The sequence below is a fragment of the Kineococcus halophytocola genome, assembly GCF_041276425.1.
Classification (GTDB): Bacteria; Actinomycetota; Actinomycetes; order Actinomycetales; family Kineococcaceae; genus Kineococcus; species Kineococcus halophytocola.
Genome location: NZ_JBGFTU010000006.1, coordinates 64241 through 83395 on the forward strand (window position 1 = coordinate 64241; position 19155 = coordinate 83395).

General features: G+C 73.7%; 18 protein-coding genes. 6 read left to right on the top strand and 12 right to left on the bottom strand.

Annotated elements, in window-relative coordinates; genetic code table 11:
• Positions 1-113 precede the first annotated feature (113 nt).
• Positions 114-1217 carry an NAD(P)/FAD-dependent oxidoreductase gene (locus AB2L27_RS06455; RefSeq protein WP_370440651.1) on the top strand — a complete coding sequence of 368 codons (1104 nt, stop codon included), beginning with the start codon at positions 114-116 and terminating at the stop codon, positions 1215-1217.
• 13 nt (positions 1218-1230) lie between these two features.
• Here the strand turns inward: AB2L27_RS06455 and AB2L27_RS06460 are convergent, their stop codons facing one another.
• From AB2L27_RS06460 to nrdH, 5 genes are read right to left on the bottom strand one after another with little or no spacing between them, the layout of a single operon-like run.
• The gene (locus AB2L27_RS06460) at positions 1231-2247 is read right to left on the bottom strand and encodes an ABC transporter substrate-binding protein (RefSeq protein WP_370440652.1); all 1017 of its coding nucleotides are present in this window, start codon (positions 2245-2247) and stop codon (positions 1231-1233) included.
• Between the two features lie 43 nt (positions 2248-2290).
• Positions 2291-3262 carry a class 1b ribonucleoside-diphosphate reductase subunit beta gene (nrdF, locus tag AB2L27_RS06465; RefSeq protein ID WP_370440653.1) on the bottom strand — a complete coding sequence of 324 codons (972 nt, stop codon included), beginning with the start codon at positions 3260-3262 and terminating at the stop codon, positions 2291-2293.
• Between the two features lie 32 nt (positions 3263-3294).
• A complete protein-coding gene (gene nrdE / locus AB2L27_RS06470) occupies positions 3295-5454 on the bottom strand; it encodes a class 1b ribonucleoside-diphosphate reductase subunit alpha (protein WP_370440654.1) in 2160 nt (719 codons plus the stop codon).
• Positions 5451-5849, bottom strand: a complete 399-nt coding sequence (gene nrdI, locus AB2L27_RS06475; protein WP_370440655.1) for a class Ib ribonucleoside-diphosphate reductase assembly flavoprotein NrdI — start codon at positions 5847-5849, stop codon at positions 5451-5453. Before nrdI ends, nrdE begins: the two co-directional genes overlap by 4 nt.
• Before the next feature lie 51 nt (positions 5850-5900).
• Positions 5901-6140 carry a glutaredoxin-like protein NrdH gene (gene nrdH, locus AB2L27_RS06480; RefSeq protein ID WP_370440656.1) on the bottom strand — a complete coding sequence of 80 codons (240 nt, stop codon included), beginning with the start codon at positions 6138-6140 and terminating at the stop codon, positions 5901-5903.
• Between the two features lie 698 nt (positions 6141-6838).
• Here nrdH and AB2L27_RS06485 point away from each other — a divergent pair.
• On the top strand, positions 6839-10258 hold the full coding sequence (locus AB2L27_RS06485) for a pyruvate carboxylase (protein WP_370440657.1): 3420 nt from the start codon (positions 6839-6841) through the stop codon (positions 10256-10258).
• A gap of 33 nt (positions 10259-10291) precedes the next feature.
• Here AB2L27_RS06485 and AB2L27_RS06490 read toward each other — a convergent pair whose 3' ends face one another.
• Genes AB2L27_RS06490 through AB2L27_RS06500 form a run of 3 tightly spaced genes read right to left on the bottom strand, consistent with a single transcriptional unit; the run spans position 10292 to position 12143 of the window.
• Complete coding sequence (locus tag AB2L27_RS06490) at positions 10292-10714, bottom strand: Dabb family protein (RefSeq protein ID WP_370440658.1); 423 nt, start codon at positions 10712-10714, stop codon at positions 10292-10294.
• A gap of 36 nt (positions 10715-10750) precedes the next feature.
• Positions 10751-11755 (bottom strand): LacI family DNA-binding transcriptional regulator, encoded by a 1005-nt coding sequence (locus AB2L27_RS06495; protein WP_370440659.1) that lies wholly within the window; start codon positions 11753-11755, stop codon positions 10751-10753.
• Positions 11756-11789: 34 nt separating this feature from the next.
• Complete coding sequence (locus AB2L27_RS06500) at positions 11790-12143, bottom strand: L-rhamnose mutarotase (protein WP_370440660.1); 354 nt, start codon at positions 12141-12143, stop codon at positions 11790-11792.
• A gap of 117 nt (positions 12144-12260) precedes the next feature.
• On the opposite strand from AB2L27_RS06500, the gene AB2L27_RS06505 reads away from it, so the two are divergent.
• Complete coding sequence (locus tag AB2L27_RS06505; RefSeq protein WP_370440661.1) at positions 12261-13187, top strand: exopolyphosphatase; 927 nt, start codon at positions 12261-12263, stop codon at positions 13185-13187.
• A 63-nt stretch (positions 13188-13250) separates the two neighbouring features.
• Complete coding sequence (locus tag AB2L27_RS06510) at positions 13251-14060, top strand: IclR family transcriptional regulator (protein ID WP_370440662.1); 810 nt, start codon at positions 13251-13253, stop codon at positions 14058-14060.
• Positions 14061-14080: 20 nt separating this feature from the next.
• Here the strand turns inward: AB2L27_RS06510 and AB2L27_RS06515 are convergent, their stop codons facing one another.
• The 4 genes from AB2L27_RS06515 to AB2L27_RS06530 all read right to left on the bottom strand — a co-directional run bounded on the left by AB2L27_RS06515 (position 14081) and on the right by AB2L27_RS06530 (position 17691).
• Entirely contained in the window at positions 14081-15031 is a 951-nt protein-coding gene (locus tag AB2L27_RS06515) for a zinc metalloprotease (protein ID WP_370440663.1), read from the bottom strand.
• Between the two features lie 65 nt (positions 15032-15096).
• Positions 15097-16269, bottom strand: a complete 1173-nt coding sequence (locus AB2L27_RS06520) for an MFS transporter (RefSeq protein WP_370440664.1) — start codon at positions 16267-16269, stop codon at positions 15097-15099.
• Positions 16270-16287: 18 nt separating this feature from the next.
• Complete coding sequence (locus AB2L27_RS06525) at positions 16288-16818, bottom strand: hypothetical protein (RefSeq protein ID WP_370440665.1); 531 nt, start codon at positions 16816-16818, stop codon at positions 16288-16290.
• A gap of 120 nt (positions 16819-16938) precedes the next feature.
• Complete coding sequence (locus AB2L27_RS06530) at positions 16939-17691, bottom strand: SDR family NAD(P)-dependent oxidoreductase (protein WP_370440666.1); 753 nt, start codon at positions 17689-17691, stop codon at positions 16939-16941.
• 75 nt (positions 17692-17766) lie between these two features.
• Here AB2L27_RS06530 and AB2L27_RS06535 point away from each other — a divergent pair, with 75 nt between their 5' ends.
• Together AB2L27_RS06535 and AB2L27_RS06540 are read left to right on the top strand one after the other, a co-directional pair.
• Positions 17767-18474, top strand: coding sequence for an SDR family oxidoreductase (locus tag AB2L27_RS06535; RefSeq protein ID WP_370440667.1), 708 nt, complete (start codon positions 17767-17769; stop codon positions 18472-18474).
• Positions 18471-19115 carry a FadR/GntR family transcriptional regulator gene (locus AB2L27_RS06540; protein ID WP_370440668.1) on the top strand — a complete coding sequence of 215 codons (645 nt, stop codon included), beginning with the start codon at positions 18471-18473 and terminating at the stop codon, positions 19113-19115. The genes AB2L27_RS06535 and AB2L27_RS06540 overlap by 4 nt, the downstream gene beginning before the upstream one ends.
• The last annotated feature ends 40 nt before the right edge of the window (positions 19116-19155 follow it).

The window sequence follows — 19155 nt, forward strand, 5'->3', positions numbered from 1 at the left end:
ACCCGTCCACTCCGATGACACGCCCTGGGCTGCACGTGCGGGACCATCATGGCCGACACCCCCGCCGGTCCGCTGCGCGGGTCACCGGCCCGTGGCGGCTAGCGTGCTCCGGTGTGAGGACCTCCCCCGTCCGCTCCGCCGTCGTCCTCGGCGGCGGGATCCTCGGCGTGTCCACCGCCGTCCACCTCCAGCGCGCCGGCGTCCGCACGGCCCTGGTCACCCGCGGCGAGCTCGCCGACGGCGCCTCGGGCCGTTCGCTGTCGTGGCTGAACTCCGCCGGGGCGTTCTCGACCGGGTACCACCGGCTGCGCACGGTAGCCGTCGACCGGTACCGGACGATGTTCGCGCAGGACCCCGGCCGGCCGTGGCTGCGCTTCGACGGCGGGGTGTGGTGGTCGGGGTCCGAGGCGGACGCGACGCAGCGGCACGAGGCGCAGGTCGCCGTCGGCTACGACAGCGCCCTGCTGCCCCCGGAGACGGTGCACGAACGGTTCCCGGGGGTCACCGCCCCGCGGACCGCGGTGTCGAACCCCGGCGAGGGCTGGGTCTGCCTGCCGCACCTGGTGGAGTACCTGGCCGGGGAGTTCACGGCCGCGGGTGGGCTGCTGCGCACCGGAGCGGGCGAGGGCGAGGTCGTCGTGGAGGACGGCCGGGCCCGCGGGGTGCGCACCCCGGACGGGCAGACCGTCCGCGCGGACGCCGTCGTCGTGGCGTGCGGGGCACGGACCCCGCACGTGCTGAAGGGCCTGGGGGTGGACCTGCCGGACGCCTCCCCGCTCAGCGGCCTGGTCGAGACCGACCCGGTCGACTCCCCCGTCCGCGTCGTCCTCAACACCCCGCGCGCGGCGCTGCGCCGCACACCGTCCGGTGGTTTCGCCGTCGACCACGACTGGTACGTGGACGACGTGCGCGAGCACGCCGACGGATCGGGCGACCTGCCGGAGAGCGTCGTGGCCGACCTGCTCGCCGAGGCGGGCGCGGTGCTGGACGGCACACCGCTGCGGGCGCGGACGGTGCGCGCGGGCCGCAAACCCGTCCCCGTCGACGGCGAACCCGTGCTCGGGGCCCTGTCCGCCGCCCCCGGCTGCCTCGTGGCCTTCACCCACTCCGGCGCGACGCTGGGACTGCTCGTCGGGGAACTGCTGACCCACGAGGTGACGACGGGGCGCCCGCACCCGCTGGCCGCACCGTTCGGACCGGCACGGTTCGGTTGCTGAGGTCCCGGGAGGCTCAGAGGTCGGCCGGCACCGTCGCGGGGTCGCCGTCGGTGGCGGTCGCCAGGGCGGGGACGGCCTGCTCCAGCGCGAAGGGCAGGGACAGCGGGCTGGAGAAGCCCAGCGCCCCGGCGAAGTCGGACCCGAACGTCGGGACGTAGACGGTGCGGTTGCCGGTGACCACGTCCAGGCCCGCGGCCGCCGGGTTCGCCGCGAACTCGGCCCGGCTCTGGCCCAGGACGACGAGGACGTCGGTGTCGAGCTGGACGACCTGTTCCTCGCTGACGCTGCCCGACAGCGGGTTGGCGCCGAAACCGAGCTGGAGGAAGAAGTTCCCGCGCGGGTCGGTGGCGTCGAGGGCGTAGTAGCCCTGGTTGTACAGGACGACGCTGATGGTCTTGCCCTCGAAGGACGGGTTCGCCTCGCGCGCGGCGGTGAACCGCTGCTCGACCTCCTCGGTGAGCGAGGTCGCCTCGGCCTCCTTGCCCAGGGCCGTGCCGATGGCGGCCAGCTCCTCCTGCCACGTCGCCGCGGCCTGGGAGTCCACGGGCTGCCCGGCGGGGACGGTGTCACCGATCGTGGGGGCGATCTGCGTGAGCTTGTCGTAGTCGGTCTGCTGCAGGTAGGCGTAGGCCCCGACGATCAGGTCGGGCCGCAGCACCGCGATCTGCTCGAAGTTCAGCTCCGCCTGCCCCACCGAGGGGATCCCCCCGGCCGGCAGCAGGTCGACCGCCCACGGCCGCTGCGTCGCGTCGTAGGCGCCGAGCGGGGTGCGGCTGCCGACGGGGGTGACGCCGAGGGCGAGGACGAAGTCCTCCTCGTTGTACCCGACGGTCACGACCCGGGTGGGGGCGGAGTCGACGGTCGTGCTGCCGAGCTTGTGCTCGACGGTGACGGGGAAGGTCCCGTCCCCGGCAGGCGCCGACGGGGCGGCGGACCCGGCGGGGGCCGGGTCCTCGCCCCCGCCGCAGGCGGCCAGGGTGGTCAGGACGCCGGAGGCGGCGAGGGCGGTGAGGACGGATCGACGGTGCACGGGGACAGGTTAGCCTCACCTGCCCCCGCACCGGGGACCACCGTCAGAAGTCCCAGTCCTCGTCCTCGGTGGCGACGGCCTTGCCGATGACGTAGCTGGACCCCGACCCGGAGAAGAAGTCGTGGTTCTCGTCCGCGTTGGGCGACAGCGCCGACAGGATCGAGGGGTCGACCTTCGTCATGTCGGAGGGGAACATGCCCTCGTAGCCCAGGTTCATCAGCGCCTTGTTGGCGTTGTAGTGCAAGAAGGCCTTGACGTCCTCGGTCAGCCCGACCCCGTCGTAGAGGTCGGCCGAGTACTTGCACTCGTTGTCGTACAGCTCGAACAGGAGCTCGAACGTGTAGTCCTTGATCTCGTCGCGCTTGGCCTGGTCCACGAGGTCGAGACCGCGCTGGAACTTGTAGCCGATGTAGTACCCGTGCACGGCCTCGTCGCGGATGATCAACCGGATGAGGTCGGCGGTGTTGGTCAGCTGCGCCCGCGAGGAGAAGTGCATCGGCAGGAAGAAGCCGGAGTAGAAGAGGAAGGACTCCAGCAACGTGGAGGCGACCTTCCGCTTCAGCGGGTCCTCACCGTGGTAGTACTCCAGCACGATGGACGCCTTGCGCTGCAGCGCCTCGTTCTGCTCCGACCAGCCGAAGGCCTCGTCGATCTCGCGCGTGGTGGCCAGCGTGGAGAAGATCGAGGAGTAGCTGCGGGCGTGCACCGACTCCATGAACGCGATGTTCGTGTAGACGGCCTCCTCGTGCGGGGTCAGCGCGTCGGGGATGAGCGAGACCGCGCCGACGGTGCCCTGGATGGTGTCCAGCAGCGTCAGACCGGTGAAGACGCGCATGGTCAGCGTGCGCTCCTCCGGGCTGAGGTTCTGCCACGACTGCACGTCGTTGGACAGCGGGACCTTCTCCGGCAGCCAGAAGTTGCTGGTGAGCCGGTTCCAGATCTCCAGGTCCTTCTCGTCCTGCAGCCGGTTCCAGTTGATCGCGTTCACGCGGTCGATGAGCTTCAACTTCTCCACGGTTCCCTCTTCTCCGTCCCGTCCGCCGCTGCTCAGAGCATGCAGCTGACGCAGCCCTCGACCTCGGTGCCCTCGAGGGCCATCTGCCGGATCCGGATGTAGTAGATCGTCTTGATGCCCTTGCGCCACGCGTAGATCTGCGCGCGGTTGATGTCGCGCGTCGTGGCGGTGTCCTTGAAGAACAGGGTCAGCGACATGCCCTGGTCGACGTGCCGCGTCGCCGCGGCGTAGACGTCGATGATCTTCTCCGGGCCGATCTCGTACGCGTCCTGGTAGTACTCCAGGTTCTCGTTCGTCATGAACGGCGCCGGGTAGTAGACGCGGCCGAGCTTGCCCTCCTTGCGGATCTCGATCTTGGAGGCGATCGGGTGGATCGAGGAGGTCGAGTTGTTGATGTAGCTGATCGACCCCGTCGGCGGCACGGCCTGCAGGTTCTGGTTGAAGATCCCGTGCTCCACGACCGAGGCCTTCAGCGCGGCCCAGTCCTCGCGGGTCGGCAGCGTGATCCCGGCCTGGGCGAACAGCTCGGCCACCCGCGGCGTCGTCGGGAGGAAGTCCTCGGTGACGTAGTCCTCGAAGAACGTCCCGTCGGCGTACTTGGAGTCGGCGAAGCCCTCGAACGTCTCCCCGCGCTCGATCGCGATCGCGTTGCTCGCCTGCAGGGCGTGGAACAGGACGGCGGCGAAGTAGACGTTGGTGAAGTCGAGGCTCTCCGGGCTGCCGTAGTGCACCCGCTCGCGGGCCAGGTAGCCGTGCAGGTTCATCTGCCCCAGGCCGATCGCGTGCGACCGGGAGTTCCCGTGCGCCACCGAGGGGACGGACTGGATGTCGCTGGCCACCGACACCGCCGTCAGGGCGCGGATGGCGGTCTCGACGCTCTGCCCGAGGTTCCCGCCGTCCATCGCCAGGGCGATGTTGAGCGAGCCGAGGTTGCAGGAGATGTCCTTGCCGACCTCGGCGTACGTGAGGTCCTCGGCCAGGTGGCTCGGGGTGTTGACCTGCAGGATCTCCGAGCACAGGTTGGACATGTTGATGCGCCCGGCGATCGGGTTGGCCCGGTTCACCGTGTCCTCGAACACGATGTAGGGGTAGCCGGACTCGAACTGCAGCTCGGCGAGGGTCTGGAAGAACTCGCGCGCCGAGATCTGGGTCTTGCGGATGCGGTCGTCGGCCACCATCTCGCGGTAGTGCTCCGAGACCGGCACGTCGCCGAACGGCTTGCCGTACACGCGCTCCACGTCGTACGGGGAGAACAGGTGCATCGGCTCGTTGTTCTTGGCGAGCTCGAAGGTGATGTCGGGCACGACGACGCCCAGGCTCAGCGTCTTGATGCGGATCTTCTCGTCCGCGTTCTCCCGCTTGGTGTCCAGGAAGCGCAGGATGTCCGGGTGGTGCGCCGACAGGTACACCGCCCCGGCGCCCTGGCGGGCCCCGAGCTGGTTGGCGTAGGAGAAGGAGTCCTCCAGCAGCTTCATCACGGGGATGACGCCGGAGGACTGGTTCTGGATCTTCTTGATCGGCGCGCCGTACTCGCGGATGTTGCTCAGCAGCAGCGCGACGCCACCCCCGCGCTTGGACAGCTGCAGGGCCGAGTTGATGCCGCGGCCGATGGACTCCATGTCGTCCTCGATGCGCAGCAGGAAGCAGGAGACGAGCTCACCGCGCGAGCCCTTGCCGGCGTTGAGGAAGGTCGGGGTGGCCGGCTGGAACCGGCCCGCGATGACCTCGTCGACGATGGCCGTGGCCAGCGCCTCGTCCCCCACGGCGAGGGTGAGGGCCGTCATGACGGCGCGGTCCTCGAAGTTCTCCAGGTACTGCTTGCCGTCGAAGCTCTTCAGCGCGTAGCTCGTGTAGAACTTGAAGGCCCCGAGGAACGTCGCGAAGCGGAACTTCGCCGCGTGGGCGCGGTCGGTCAGCGTGCGGACGAACTCGGGCGAGTACTGGTCGAGCACGTGCTGCTCGTAGTACCCCTCCTGCACCATGTGCTCCAGCCGGGCCTCGAGGCTGTCGAAGCGGCGCGTGCGCGGGATGACGTGCTGCAGGAAGTACTGCCGGGCCGCCTCGACGTCGGCCCCGAACTGGATCCTGCCCTCCTCGTCCCAGAGGTTGAGCATCGCGTTGAGCGTGTGGTAGCTCGGCGAGCCCTGGGCCGGCACGGTCGCCAGGCCGGGGGTGTCGGAGGTGAGGGTCACAGCGAGTCCAATCCGTCGCGGACGCGGCGCACGTCGTCAGGCGTCCCGAAGAGTTCGAAGCGGTACAGGTGGGGCACGCGGCACTTGGCGGCGACGATGTCGCCGGCCAGCGCGTAGTGCTCGCCGAAGTTGGTGTTGCCGGCCCCGACGACGCCGCGCACGAGCGCGCGGTTGGCCGGGTCGTTGAGGAAGCGGATGACCTGCTTGGGGACCGCGCCCGCCCCGTTGCCGCCGCCGTACGTCGGGACGATGAGGACGTACGGCTCGGTCACGGCCAGGGGCTCGTCCCGCGCGTGGAGCGGGATCCGCAGCGCCGGGCGCTCCAGCGCCAGCTTGTCCACGAAGCGGTGGGTGTTGCCGGAGACGCTCGAGAAGTAGACGACGCCGGGACTCACGAGAACTCCCTGGTTGCTCCTGGCGGAACGGTCAGACGTGGAACAGGTGGGTCAGACGGAGACGGCGGCCCGGGCCAGCGCGTCGACGCGGTCGGGGCGGAAGCCCGACCAGTGCTCCTCGCCGGCGACGACGACGGGGGCCTGCACGTAGCCGAGCGAGCGGACCAGCGCGAGGGCGTCGGCGTCGACGGTCACGTCGACGACGTCGTAGGCCAGGCCCTTGCGGTCCAGCGCGCGGTAGGTGGCCTTGCACTGCACGCAGGACGGCGTGCTGTAGACAGTGATGTTCATCGGGTCGTCCCTTCCCTCGGGTCTGCCTGTGGTGCCGGTGTCGCGTCGGGGAGAACGAGCTTCCCTGTCCTGACGTCCGTCCTGCTCTCGTGCTCTGAACACTACCCCTAGGGGCCCGTGTGGAAAACCGGCACAACATGGTGTGTCACAGCGATGTAGTTCCCGGCCCGGCGCGCGAGCGGGTGCCCGGCACCGGCCACAGGCCCCTGACCTGCGACGACACCGGCCCGGCACCTGCACGAGTGACACCCGCAGTCAGTAGGCGAACACGCAGCGTGTCTGGCGTGTCGTGCCGCGTCGGCGTGTCCTCCACAGCCGGTCCCCCGCTCTCCCCACCCCGTCCACACCCTCTTCCACAACACCTGGGGGTCCCCGGGTCATCCCCGCACCACATGTCGCGTCGCGTCGCGTCCGCGACCGGTCCCGCCGGCGGCCCACCCCGTCTCCGGGGCCGCCACGGAAGGAGCGGCCGATCGTGGGCCGCAGTGCAGCTCGACGCGACTTCGCGTCCTCCGCCGTGCGCACGGGGCGGAACGGGGCGGATCAGTGCGCCGCCCGGTGAAGATGCGCCGTTCTTCACCCCCCGATCCCTTGTCGAGACCCCGGGCCTCCGCCAAGGTGGGCGGTGGGCACCGACGCCCGCCCCCGCGCAGCGCGGGCGGGATCGGCGACGACGGCGACGACGGGAGATCCTCGGCATGTTCAGCAAGGTCCTGGTGGCCAACCGCGGCGAGATCGCAGTCCGGGCCTTCCGGGCGGCCTACGAGCTGGGGGCGCGGACCGTCGCGGTCTTCGCCCACGAGGACCGCGCCTCGGTCCACCGGCTCAAGGCCGACGAGTCCTACCTCATCGGCGAGCGCGGGCACCCCGTGCGCGCCTACCTCGACGTCGAGGAGATCGTCCGCGTCGCCCGGGCCTCGGGGGCCGACGCCGTCTACCCCGGGTACGGCTTCCTGTCCGAGAACCCCGACCTGGCCCGGGCCTGCGCGCAGCACGGCATCACGTTCGTCGGGCCGCCGGCCGGCGTGCTGGAGATGGCCGGCAACAAGGTGACCGCCGTCGCGGCCGCCCGCTCCGCCGGCATCGCCACCAACCCCTCCTCGGCGCCCTCCTCGGACCCCGGCGAGCTCATCGCCGCCGCCGACGCCATCGGCTTCCCCGTCTTCGTCAAGGCGGTCGCCGGCGGCGGGGGCCGGGGCATGCGCCTGGTCGAGACGCCCGCGGCCCTGCCCGAGGCCCTGGCCGCGGCCATGCGCGAGGCGGACGGCGCCTTCGGCGACCCGACGGTCTTCCTCGAACGCGCGGTGCTGCGGCCCCGCCACATCGAGGTGCAGGTGCTGGCCGACGCGACCGGCGAGGTCGTGCACCTGTTCGAGCGCGACTGCTCGCTGCAGCGCCGCCACCAGAAGGTCATCGAGCTGGCCCCGGCCCCGGACCTGGACGAGGCGATCCGGCAGCGGCTGCACGCCGACGCCGTGGCCTTCGCCCGGAAGATCGGCTACGTCAACGCCGGCACCGTGGAGTTCCTCGTCGCGACCGCGGGCGAGCGGGCCGGGGAGCACGCGTTCATCGAGATGAACCCGCGCATCCAGGTCGAGCACACGGTGACCGAGGAGATCACCGACGTCGACCTCGTGCAGTCCCAGCTGCGGATCGCCGCCGGGGAGACGCTGGCCGACCTGGGGCTGTCCCAGGACACGCTGCAGGTGCGCGGGGCCGCGCTGCAGTGCCGCATCACGACCGAGGACCCCGCCAACGGGTTCCGCCCCGACACCGGCCGCATCTCCGCCTACCGCTCCGCCGGGGGTGCCGGGGTCCGCCTCGACGAGGGCAACGCCGTCGCCGGGGGCGAGGTCAGCGCCCACTTCGACTCGATGCTCGTCAAGCTGTCCTGCCGCGGCCGCGACTTCGCGACCGCCGCCGCCCGGGCCCGCCGGGCGCTGGCGGAGTTCCGCATCCGCGGGGTGACGACGAACATCTCCTTCCTGCAGGCCGTGCTGGAGGACCCCGACTTCCTCGCCGGGCGCGTCGACACCGGGTTCATCGCCGACCGGACCCAGCTCGCCGTGGCCCGGACCCCGAACGACCGCGGGACCCGGCTGCTGACCTACCTGGCGGACGTGACCGTCAACCAGCCGCACGGCCCGGCGCCCACGGCCGTCGAACGCGGCCTGTCCCCCGTCGCCAAGCTGCCCCGCACCGCGGGCACCGGTGCCCCGCCGGAGGGGTCCAAGCAGCTCCTGGACCGCCTGGGCGCCGAGGGGTTCGCCGCCTGGCTGCGCGCCGAGCAGCGCGTCCACGTCACCGACACCACGTTCCGCGACGCCCACCAGTCGCTGCTGGCGACCCGCGTGCGGTCCCGGGACCTGCTGGCCGTCGCCCCGGTCGTGGCCCGGACCCTGCCGGACCTGCTGTCCCTGGAGTGCTGGGGCGGGGCGACCTACGACGTCGCGCTGCGCTTCCTGGGGGAGGACCCCTGGCACCGGCTGGCCGCGCTGCGCGAGGCCGTGCCGAACATCGCGCTGCAGATGCTGCTGCGCGGGCGCAACACCGTGGGCTACACCCCCTACCCCACCGAGGTCACCGACGCCTTCGTCGCCGAGGCCGCGGCCACGGGCGTGGACGTGTTCCGCATCTTCGACGCCCTCAACGACGTGGCCCAGGTCGAACCCGCCGTCAAGGCCGTGCGCCAGACCGCGGCCGTCGCCGAGGTCGCGCTCTGCTACACGGGCGACCTCGCCGACCCCGGGGAGGACCTCTACACGCTGGACTACTACCTGCGCCTGGCCGAGCAGTTCGTCCGGGCCGGCGCGCACGTCCTGGCCGTGAAGGACATGGCCGGCCTGCTGCGGCCGGCCGCGGCCACCCGCCTCGTCGGCGCCCTGCGGGCGGAGTTCGACCTGCCGGTGCACCTGCACACCCACGACACCGCCGGCGGGCAGCTGGCGACCCTCACGGCGGCCGTCGCGGCCGGGGTCGACGCCGTCGACGTCGCCAACGCCGCGCTGTCGGGCACGACGAGCCAGCCGTCCATGTCGGCGCTGGTCGCCGCCACCGCGCACACCGAGCGCGAGACGCCGCTGGACCTGAAGGCGGCGACGGACCTGGAACCGTACTTCGAGGCCGTCCGCCGGGTGTACGCACCGTTCGAGTCCGGTCTGCCCGGTCCCACCGGCCGCGTCTACGACCACGAGATCCCCGGCGGGCAGCTGTCCAACCTGCGCCAGCAGGCCATCGCCCTGGGGCTGGGCGAGCGGTTCGAGCAGATCGAGGCGACCTACGCCGCCGCGGACCGGATCCTGGGCCGGCTCGTCAAGGTGACCCCCAGTTCCAAGGTCGTCGGGGACCTGGCGCTGCAGCTCGTCGCGCAGGGCGTGGACACCCCGGAGGCGTTCGCGAAGTTCGCCGACGACCCCGCCGCCTTCGACCTGCCCGACTCGGTCATCGGTTTCCTGGCCGGTGACCTCGGAACTCCCCCCGGGGGCTGGCCCGAACCGTTCCGGTCCAAGGCCCTGGCCGGGCGCACCGTCAAACCCGCCACGGCCGCGCTGGCCGAGGAGGACGCCGCCGCGCTGGGCACCCCGGGCCGGGACCGGCAGAAGACGCTGAACCGCCTGCTGTTCCCCGGGCCGACGAAGGAGTACGAGACGCACCGGGCCACGTTCGGCGACACGTCCGTCCTGGACACCCTCGACGCGCTCTACGGCCTGCGCCACGGCGTCGAGCACGTCGTGCACCTGGAACCGGGCGTGGACCTCATCGCCGGGCTCGAAGCCGTCTCCGACGTCGACGACCACGGGATGCGCACCGTCCTGGCCACCCTCAACGGCCAGTTGCGGCCCATCCAGGTGCGGGACCGGTCGGTGGCGGTGGACGTCAAGGCCGCCGAGAAGGCCGACCCCACGAACCCGACCCACGTCGCGGCGCCCTACGCCGGCACCGTGACCCTGCAGGTCGCCGCCGGTGACGCCGTCGAGGCGGGCCAGGTGGTCGCCACCATCGAGGCGATGAAGATGGAGGCCGCCATCACCGCGCCCCGCGCCGGCACCGTCACCCGCCTCGCGCTCGACGGGGTGCAGAACGTCGACGGCGGGGACCTGGTGCTGCTCGTGTCCTGACCGCGCGGACGGACGAGGGCCCGGCGGGGAGCCTCAGACCACGACGTCGAACACCAGCACCCCGCCGTCGGCGATCAGGGGCCCGGCGAACTCCTTGAACCGGGCGTGCTCGGGGTCCTGGAACGCCGGGTCCTCGACGACGGGGGCGCCGACGTAGTAGTTCCGGTCGCCCTCGGAGGCGAAGGTCACGACGATCCCGTGCTCGAACTCCCCGCCGGCGCCCTCACCGCTGGTCTGCGGGCCGGCCTCGACCGAGACGACGTAGGGCCGGCCGTCGGGTCGCCGGCTCGCGGCGAGGGCCCGGAACCGGTGCAGCACCTCCTCCTTCTGCGCGGCCGTCACCTCCAGCCGGTAGCGGAACAGGACGACGTGCCGGACCAGGCCGGGCCGGAAGTCGCGGGCGGTGAACTCCTCGGCACCGACCTCGGCCAGCAGCGCGGACAGGGGGGTGGACATGCGGGCATGCTGCCAGCCCCCCGCGGCGGGCGCCGGTCAGGCCGGGGGCCGGCGACCCGTCGAGCGGCGCACGACGAGTTCGGGTTCGAAGACGACCTGCCGGGCCGGGCGCCCCTCGACCTGGGCGAGCAGCAGTTCCACCGCCGTGCGCCCCAGCAGTTCCCGCGGCTGGCGCACCGACGTCAGCGGGACGGTCGCGGTCGCGGCGAACCCGATGTCGTCGTAGCCGACCACGGCCAGCTCGTCCGGGACACCGACCCCCCGGCGCACGCACTCGTTGAGCACCCCCAGGGCCAGCAGGTCGTTGGCGCAGAACACCGCGGTGGGCCGGTCCCGCGCCGGGCCGGCGAGGATCCCGGCGGCGGCCTGGGACCCCGCCCGCACCGACAGCCCCGTCGCGTCGACGGTGAGCACCGACCCGGCGGCGCCCACGGCCTCGCGCAGCCCGCGCAGCCGGTCCTGCACCTGGCGCAGCGGCGCCGGGCCCCCCACGTACGCGATCGTCCGGTGGCCCGCCCCGAGCAGGTGCTCCCCGGCCAGCCGGCCCCCGAGGACGTCGTCCACGGCGACGGAGGCCTGCCCGGTGGCGCCGGCCGCGCCCCGGTCCACGAGCACGACGGGGGTGCCGTGCTCGCGGACCTCCGCGAGCGCCGGGCTGGGCGCGTCGTGCACGGGCGTCAGCAGGACGCCGAGGACGCGCTGCTGGTCCAGGCGCCGCAGGTGCCGGGCCTCCCGGTCGGCGGAGTTGGCGCTGTTGCACATGACGACCAGGGCGTCGTGCCGTTCGGCGAGGTCCTCGGCCCCGGCGATGACGTCGGTGAAGAAGGGGTTGGCGACGTCGAGGACGACGACCGCGATGGTGCGGCTCACCCCGGCCCGCAACTGCCGCGCCGACTCGTTGCGCACGAAGCCGAGCTCGGCGATGGCCTCCTGCACGCGCGTCCGCAGCGCCTCCGAGACCACCTCGGGCCGGTTGAGCACGTTGCTCACCGTGCCCAGCGACACCCCCGCCCGCTGGGCGACCTCCTTGACCGTGGCCATGGGATCGACTGTCCCAGACCGCCGCCGGTCCCCCTCACGCCAGGTGGAAGTACTCCACGAGGCGCTCGCGCGGGCGGTCGCCCCCGGTGCCGGCGGGCGCGGGCAGGAAGTAGCGCGACATCGTCGCCTCCCACCGGGCCGAGACCTCCTCGGCGTCCATGGCCGCCGTCGCCGCGGCGAAGTCCTCGCTCTCGCAGTACCCGACGACCAGGCCGTCGCGGGCGCGCAGGAAGAGCGAGTAGTTGCGCCAGCCCGAGCGGCCCAGCGCCGCGAGCACCTCCGGCCACACGTCCTCGTGGACCCGCAGGTACTCCTGCACCAGCTCCGGGCGCAGGTGCAGCAGGAAGCAGGCCCGTTCCACCCGCACCTCCTCGGCACGCTCTGACACGATTCACCACCTCCGGGCCGAGTCTGCGGACCCCGCCCCCACCCGTCAAGGCGCTCCCCGGGGCCGACCTCGTCCCGAACGGTCAAGGACGGGCCCCGGCCGGCCGATGAGCCAGGGGTGAGCGACACCTACCGTCTCGTGACCCGCAGCGACTTCGACGGGCTCGTGTGCGCCGTCCTGCTGCGCCAGCTCGACCTCGTCGACGAGATCACCTTCGTGCACCCCAAGGACGTGCAGGACGGCGTCGTGGAGGTGACGGGCCGGGACATCCTGACGAACCTGCCCTACGACCCGCGGGCGCACCTCGTCTTCGACCACCACCACTCCGAGACGCTGCGCAACGCCGGCGCCACCAACCACGTCATCGACGCCGACGCCCCGTCCGCGGCCCGCGTCGTGTACGACCACTTCGGTGGTGCCGACCGCTTCCCGAAGATCTCCGACGAGCTCATGCGCGCCGTCGACCAGGCCGACTCCGCCCGGTACGACGTCGCGGAGATCCTGGAACCGACCGGCTGGACGCTGCTGAACTTCCTCATGGACTCGCGCACCGGCCTGGGCCGCTTCCGCGACTTCCGCATCTCGAACTACCAGCTGATGATGCAGCTCATCGACAGCTGCATCGACTACCAGGACGTCGAGGAGATCCTCGCCCTGCCCGACGTGGCCGAGCGCGTGGAGCTGTTCCACTCCCAGGCCGAGCTCTTCAAGGCCCAGCTCGAACGCGTCACCACGCTGCACGGCGACGTCGCCGTCCTGGACCTGCGCGAGGAGGAGACGATCCACGCGGGGAACCGGTTCTTCGTCTACGCCCTGTACCCGCAGGCGCGGGTCTCGATGCACGTCATGTGGGGTCGGGCCAAGCAGAACACCGTGTTCGCCATCGGCAAGTCGATCGTGGACCGCACCTCCCCCGTCGACGTCGGCGGCGTCTGCCTGGAGCACGGCGGCGGCGGGCACCTCGCCGCGGGGACCTGCCAGGTGCCGCACGAGGACTCCGAGCGCGTCCTGGGCGAGCTCGTCGGCAAGCTGCGGACGCGCTGACCCCGGCGCGGAACGGCGTCTCGCGCAGCGGGTCCACCTAGACTCCGTCCCCGGAGGTGGGGCGTGGGCGAGCACGGGGAGACGACGCCGGACGGTGACGGCGGGCGGGGGCCCGTCAAGTCGGCCGAACGCACCGTCCGCATCCTGCAGGCGCTCGCGCAGCCGCCGTACGTCCTGTCGGTCGCGCAGCTTCAGGAACGCACCGGCTACCCGCGCTCCAGCCTGCACGCGCTGCTGCGCACGCTCGTGGACCTGCGCTGGGTCGAACCGCCCTCGGGTGCCTCGGGGGGTTACGGCATCGGGTCGCAGGCGCTGCTGACCGGGACGGCCTACCTCGACCGGGACCCCGCGCTGCCGCGGGCGCTGGCCGCCGTCGAGGCCGTCCGGGACGAGACGCGCTGCACCACGCACGTCGCGCGCCTGGAACCGGGCGGCGACGTCGTGTACCTGGCCACCCGCGAGGCGCCGGACGCCCACCGCACCCACTCCCGCGTGGGGCGGTTCCTGCCCGCGCACGCGACCGCGCTGGGCAAGGCGCTGCTGGCCGAACGCTCCGCCGCCGAGCTCGACGCCCTCCTGCCCGGGGACGCCCTGCCCGCGCTGACCCCGGACACCGTCGCGGACCGCGCCGCCCTCGACGCCGAGCTCGCGGAGGTCCGCCGCCGCGGCTGGGCCCTGGAACGCGGGCAGAACTCCCCGGGCACCGTCTGCGTCGGCGTGCCGGTGGAGTACCGGATCCCGGCGACGGACGCGCTGAGCTGCAGCCTGCCCGCCGCACTGGCCACCGACGCCGAGGTGGAGCGCGTGGCCGCCGTCCTCGTGCGCACCGCGGCCCGCCTCGCCCGTGAGCTGCGGGCGGCGGGGGTGCGCTGACCCCGCGGCCCGGCGGGGGTTCAGGTCCCCAGGCAGGGTCCCGTCCCCAGGGCCGCCAGTCCGGTGAGATCGCCTGCGGCGTAGTCGGTCAGGCCGGTCATCGACGGGTTCATGAGCTGACCGGGGTCCTCGACGTGGGCCAGGCCGACGAGGTGGGCCAACTCGTGCAGCCAGACCGCCTCCACGAGCGCGGCCTCGCCCGGGTGGGAGGGGTCGAGCGCGGCGCCGTCGACGGTGAGCCCGACCGTGCCGGAGACGTGCACCTGCCGGCCGGCGGGGGTGGTGACCGTGATCGGCCCGCCGCGGCCGAGGACGTGGGACTCACCTCCGGCGGCGGGGTCCTCGGCGTGCTCGGCGGGCAGGTTCCAGCGCACGAGGACGGGCGCCCAGGAGGAGCGGAGCCAGCCGTCCTGCACGGGTGAGGTCCGTTCGGTGTCGTCGGTCTCGCCGTCGTCGACGAACCGCAGACCGCTCGCGCGGCTGACGCGGTCCACGGCCGCGTCGAGGACGGGCCGCCCGCCGGCGGGCATCCCCTCGGGGTTGACGACGAAGTGGACGGGGCGGCACGGGTCCCACCGGACGGGCTGCCCCGCGGCGTCGGTGGCGAGGGGTTCCCAGCGGTCGCTGCCGACCGCGACCGGGGCCGGAAGCCCCAGCGGGGCGTCCTGGCCGTCGCGGGCGACGGGGAACGCGGCGGTGGTGCCCGGTCCCGGTCCGGCGGTGGACGTCACGTCCCCCAGGGCGCCGGACCCGACGGCGACGACGAGGGCGAGGGCCGCGCCGGCGCCCACCAGGATCGGCCACCGGCGACGGCGCCCCCGGGCGGTGGGGGCGGCGCGCCAGCCGGTGTCGGCGACGGTGCGGCCGGTCGCCTCGTCGAGGACCCACTGGGGCACCCGTCCGGTCGGCGAGCGCGGGACGTCGGGCAGGTCGTCGAGCTCGCGCGGGCGGGGCGGGTCGATCGGCGGCACCCGACCAGCCTCGCCCACCGGAGCCGCCCGGCGCGGCGTTCGCGGCCCCGGGTACCTCGGACGGGTCAGCGGCGGGGCACGAACCGGAACACCCCGGCTGCGGCGGCCACCGCCAGCACCGCGACCCCGCCGGTGGCCACGACCAGTCCCCCGGCCCCGGCGAGCGCCCCCACGAGCAGCGGCCCGGAGGCCACCCCCGTGTCCGTCACCAGCCGCCAGGCGCCGAGGAAGACGGCCCGGCCACCGGGCGGGGCGTGGTCGGCGCCGAGGGTCATGACGAGCCCGGCGCCCATGCCGTTGCCGACGCCCAGGACGACGCCGACGAGGGCGACCGTCCACGCCGCCCCGGTGAAGGGCAGGAGCACGTGCCCGAGGGCGAGCACGAGCATCGACGGCACCCCGACGGCCACCCGGCCGAGGCGGTCCATGACCGAGCCGGCCGGGTAGAACAGCAGCATGTCGACCGCTCCGGAGACCCCGGCGACCAGGCTCGTGGTGGTCGCGTCGAGGCCGAGGTGGTCGCACCACAGCGGCAGCACCGTCTGCCGGGACTGGCGCACGGCCTGGACGGCGAGCGCCGCGACGCCGAGGGTGGCCAGCACCCGGGCGTGGGTGCGGAACACCTCGCGCAGGGTGGGTGCGGGGCCGTGGTGGGCCTCGTCGAGCTGGGGGTCGGGCAGGGCCAGGACGACGACCGCGGCGGCCAGCACGGCGAGGACCGCGACGGCGTAGGACCCGCGCACCCCACCGGCGGCGCTGCCCGCGGCGCCGAGGAAGGGCCCGGCGAACGTGCCGATGCGCCCGACCCCGCCGAGGGTGGACAGCGCCCGGGCCCGCAGGTGCGGCGGTGCGGCGGCGGTGAGGAAGGACTGCCGGGCCAGCCCCCACACGGCGGCGGCCAGGCCGAGGGCCAGGACGCAGACCGCGAGGAGGGGTTCGGAGGGGGCGAGGGCCGCGCCGGTGAGGGCGAGCCCGGAGACGAGCGCGGCGGCGAGCATCGCGACCCGTTCCCCGGCGCGGGTGACGAGGGCCCCGGCGGGCAGGGCGCCGGCGACCTGCCCGACGCCGAGGAGGGCGACGACGACGGCGGAGACGGCGACGGTGGCGCCGAGGTCGCGGGCGGTGAGGGGCAGGACGGGCAGGACCGCGCCCTGGCTGGTGCTGAACAGCGCCGCGGGGGCGTACACCGCGGCCAGGGGACGCCACCCGCCGAAGACCGGTCCGGGAGGGGTGGGCACCGCAGCACCTTCGCAGGGTCAGCGGGCGAGGGCGAACCCGGTGGTGCGGGCGCTGCGGGCGCGCAGGGCGATCCCGGCCGAGCGGGCCAGGAGCATCCCCAGGACGGAGAAGACGACGGCGTTGCCGATGACCGCGGCGATGTCGTCCCCGGCGACGCCGTGCAGGAACAGCCAGGTGCCCCACTGCTGACCGAACCAGTGCTGCGCTCCGTAGCCGACGACGAAGCGCAGGACGCAGGCGCCGGTCCAGAAGGCGAGGTAGCCGGCGCCGATGCGGGTGACGACCTCGCCGGTGGCCTCGTCGCGGCCGACGCGGGCCAGGGCGACCGCGCCCAGGCCCAGCAGCAGCCCGGCGAGCGCGCCGGCCGCCTCGACGGCCAGGCCGAGGCCGTGCGTCACGACGTGGGAGGCGAACCACAGCGCGATCGGCCCGCCGATGAGCAGGGGCCGCAGCACGCGGCCGCGGGCGACGCGGCGCACGCCGAGGTCGGCCAGCACGGTGGTGAGGATCATCGCGGCGTTGACGACGAGGGCGGTGGTGAGGGACATCGGGGCTCCTTGCCGGGGGGTGCTGGTGCGGACACCAGGACCCTCCCGCCGGCGGGCACCCCCGGGCATCGACCGCTGGGCCGGTCCCGGGTGGAACCCGCGGGTGGAGGTCTCCACCCGCTACCGGTGGGCGCGGGCCGGGATCTGGGTGGCGAGCTTGCCGCCGGAGACGTCGAGGAGGGTGCCGGTGATGTAGGAGGCCGCGTCGCTGGCGAGGAACACGAGCAGGTCGGCGACGTCGTCGGCGCTCTCCCACCGGCGCAGGGACAGGGTGTCGAGCAGTTCGTCCGCGGCGGCCGGGGGGAGGTCGGCGAACCCGTTCATGGCAGTGGGGACCATGCCCGGGGCGTAGGCGTTGACGGTGATGTCGTGGGGCCCGAGTTCGGAGGCCAGGACGCGCGTGAACTGCACGACGGCGGCCTTGGACGCGGCGTAGGCGGCGCTGCCGACGCTCGGGACGATCGCGGCGAAGGACGCGGCGTTGAGGATGCGGCCGCGGTGGCGGGGTTTCATGACCTCGGCGACGGCCCGGCTGACGAGGAACACCCCGCCGACGTTGACGTCCAGGCAGCGGCGGAACCGCTCCCACGTCAGGTCCGCGACCCGGCCCTCGACGTTGACGCCGGCGTTGTTCACGAGGACGTCGATCGTTCCGTGGCGTTCGACGACGGCGTCGACGGCGGCCTGCACGGACACCGGGTCGGTGACGTCGCACGTGATCCGGGCGATCTGCTCGGGCAGGTCGTCCTCGAAGGCGAGGTCGAGGGCCGCGACGTGGGCGCCCTCGGCCGTGAACCGGCGGGCCAGGGTGCGGCCGATGCCGCGGCCGGCGCCGGTGACCACGACGACGCGGTCGGACAGGTCGAGGTGCACGGGGTCGTCCTCTCGTCGGTGAGCCGATCCATTGAGCATACTGTTCGTGTGGACGGACGAGCGGAGGAGACGGGCGTGGGACGAGTCCTGTGGATCACGGGTGCGGGGTCGGGCATGGGGCGGGCCGTGGCGCGCTCGGCCGTGGCGGCCGGCTGGACGGTCGCCCTCAGCGGCCGGCGCGCGGACGCGCTGCACGAGAGCGCGGTCGCCGCGGGCGGGACGTGCCTGGAACTCCCCCTGGACGTGCGCGACGGGGACGCCGTCCGCGCCGCGCGGGACCGGATCGTCGCCGAGTTCGGCCGCATCGACGGGCTCGTGCTGGCCGCGGGCCGGAACACGCCGCAGCGGAACTGGGACGACCAGGACATCGCCACGTTCCACGACGTGGTCGCCGTGAACCTCGGCGCCGTCGTCACCGTGCTGGACGCGACGCTGCCGGACCTGCGCGCCAGTTCCGGGGTTGCCGTCGTCGTCTCCTCGTACGCCGGCTGGTCGTTCCACCCCAGCGCCGGGGTCGCCTACTCCGCCAGCAAGACCGCGCTCGGCTCGGTCGTCCGCACCCTGAACGCGACCGAGGCCGGTCACGGTGTCCGCGCCTGCCACCTGTGCCCCGGCGACGTGGCGACTGACTTCCTCGACCAGCGCCCCTCCGTCCCCGACGCGGCCGCGCGGGAACGGATGCTGACCCCCGACGACATCGCGCGGACGGTGCAGTTCGTCCTCGACTCCCCCGCCCACGTCCGCATCGACGAACTGGTGCTCTCCCCCATCGTCCAGCGGTGAGCAGTCCCGCGTTCGGCCGGGTCCTGGACCACGTCGGCGCGGCCGTCGTCGCCGGTGACCTGCCCGCCGGGACGCGGACGTCGGTGGAGGCCCTCGTGGAGCAGACCCTCGCCTCGCGCAGCATCGTGCGCGAGGCCACCCGCGTCCTCGTCGCGCTCGGGCTGCTGACGGCCGGGCCCCGGGTCGGGCTCGTCGTGCAACCGGCCGAGCGCTGGAACCTGCTGGACCCGCACGTCGTGCGCTGGCGGCTGGCCGGGCCGGACCGGGCGGCGCAGGTGCGGGAACTGACCGAACTCCGGGCGGCCGTGGAACCCGTCGCGGCGCGGGCCGCGGCGCGGCGCGCGGACACCGCGACGCGGAACCGGCTGCGGGACCTGGCCGCCGCGTTCACCGACGCCCCCGGGGAGTTCGCCCGCTGGGACGCGGCCCTGCACGAGGAACTCCTGCGCGCCGGCGGGAACCCGATGGTCCGCACGCTCGGCGCGGTGGTCGCGCTCGCCGTCCGCGACCGCGCCGACGTCCCCCCGCGGCGGCTCGACGTGCGGTTGCACGCCGACCTGGCGCAGGCGGTGGCCGACGGGGACGAGGGCCGGGCCGGTGACCTGGTCGCGCGGATCGTCCGGCGCACGTCGGGACCGTGAACCGGCGACCCGACGCCGGCCCGGCTCGTGCGGCACAGTG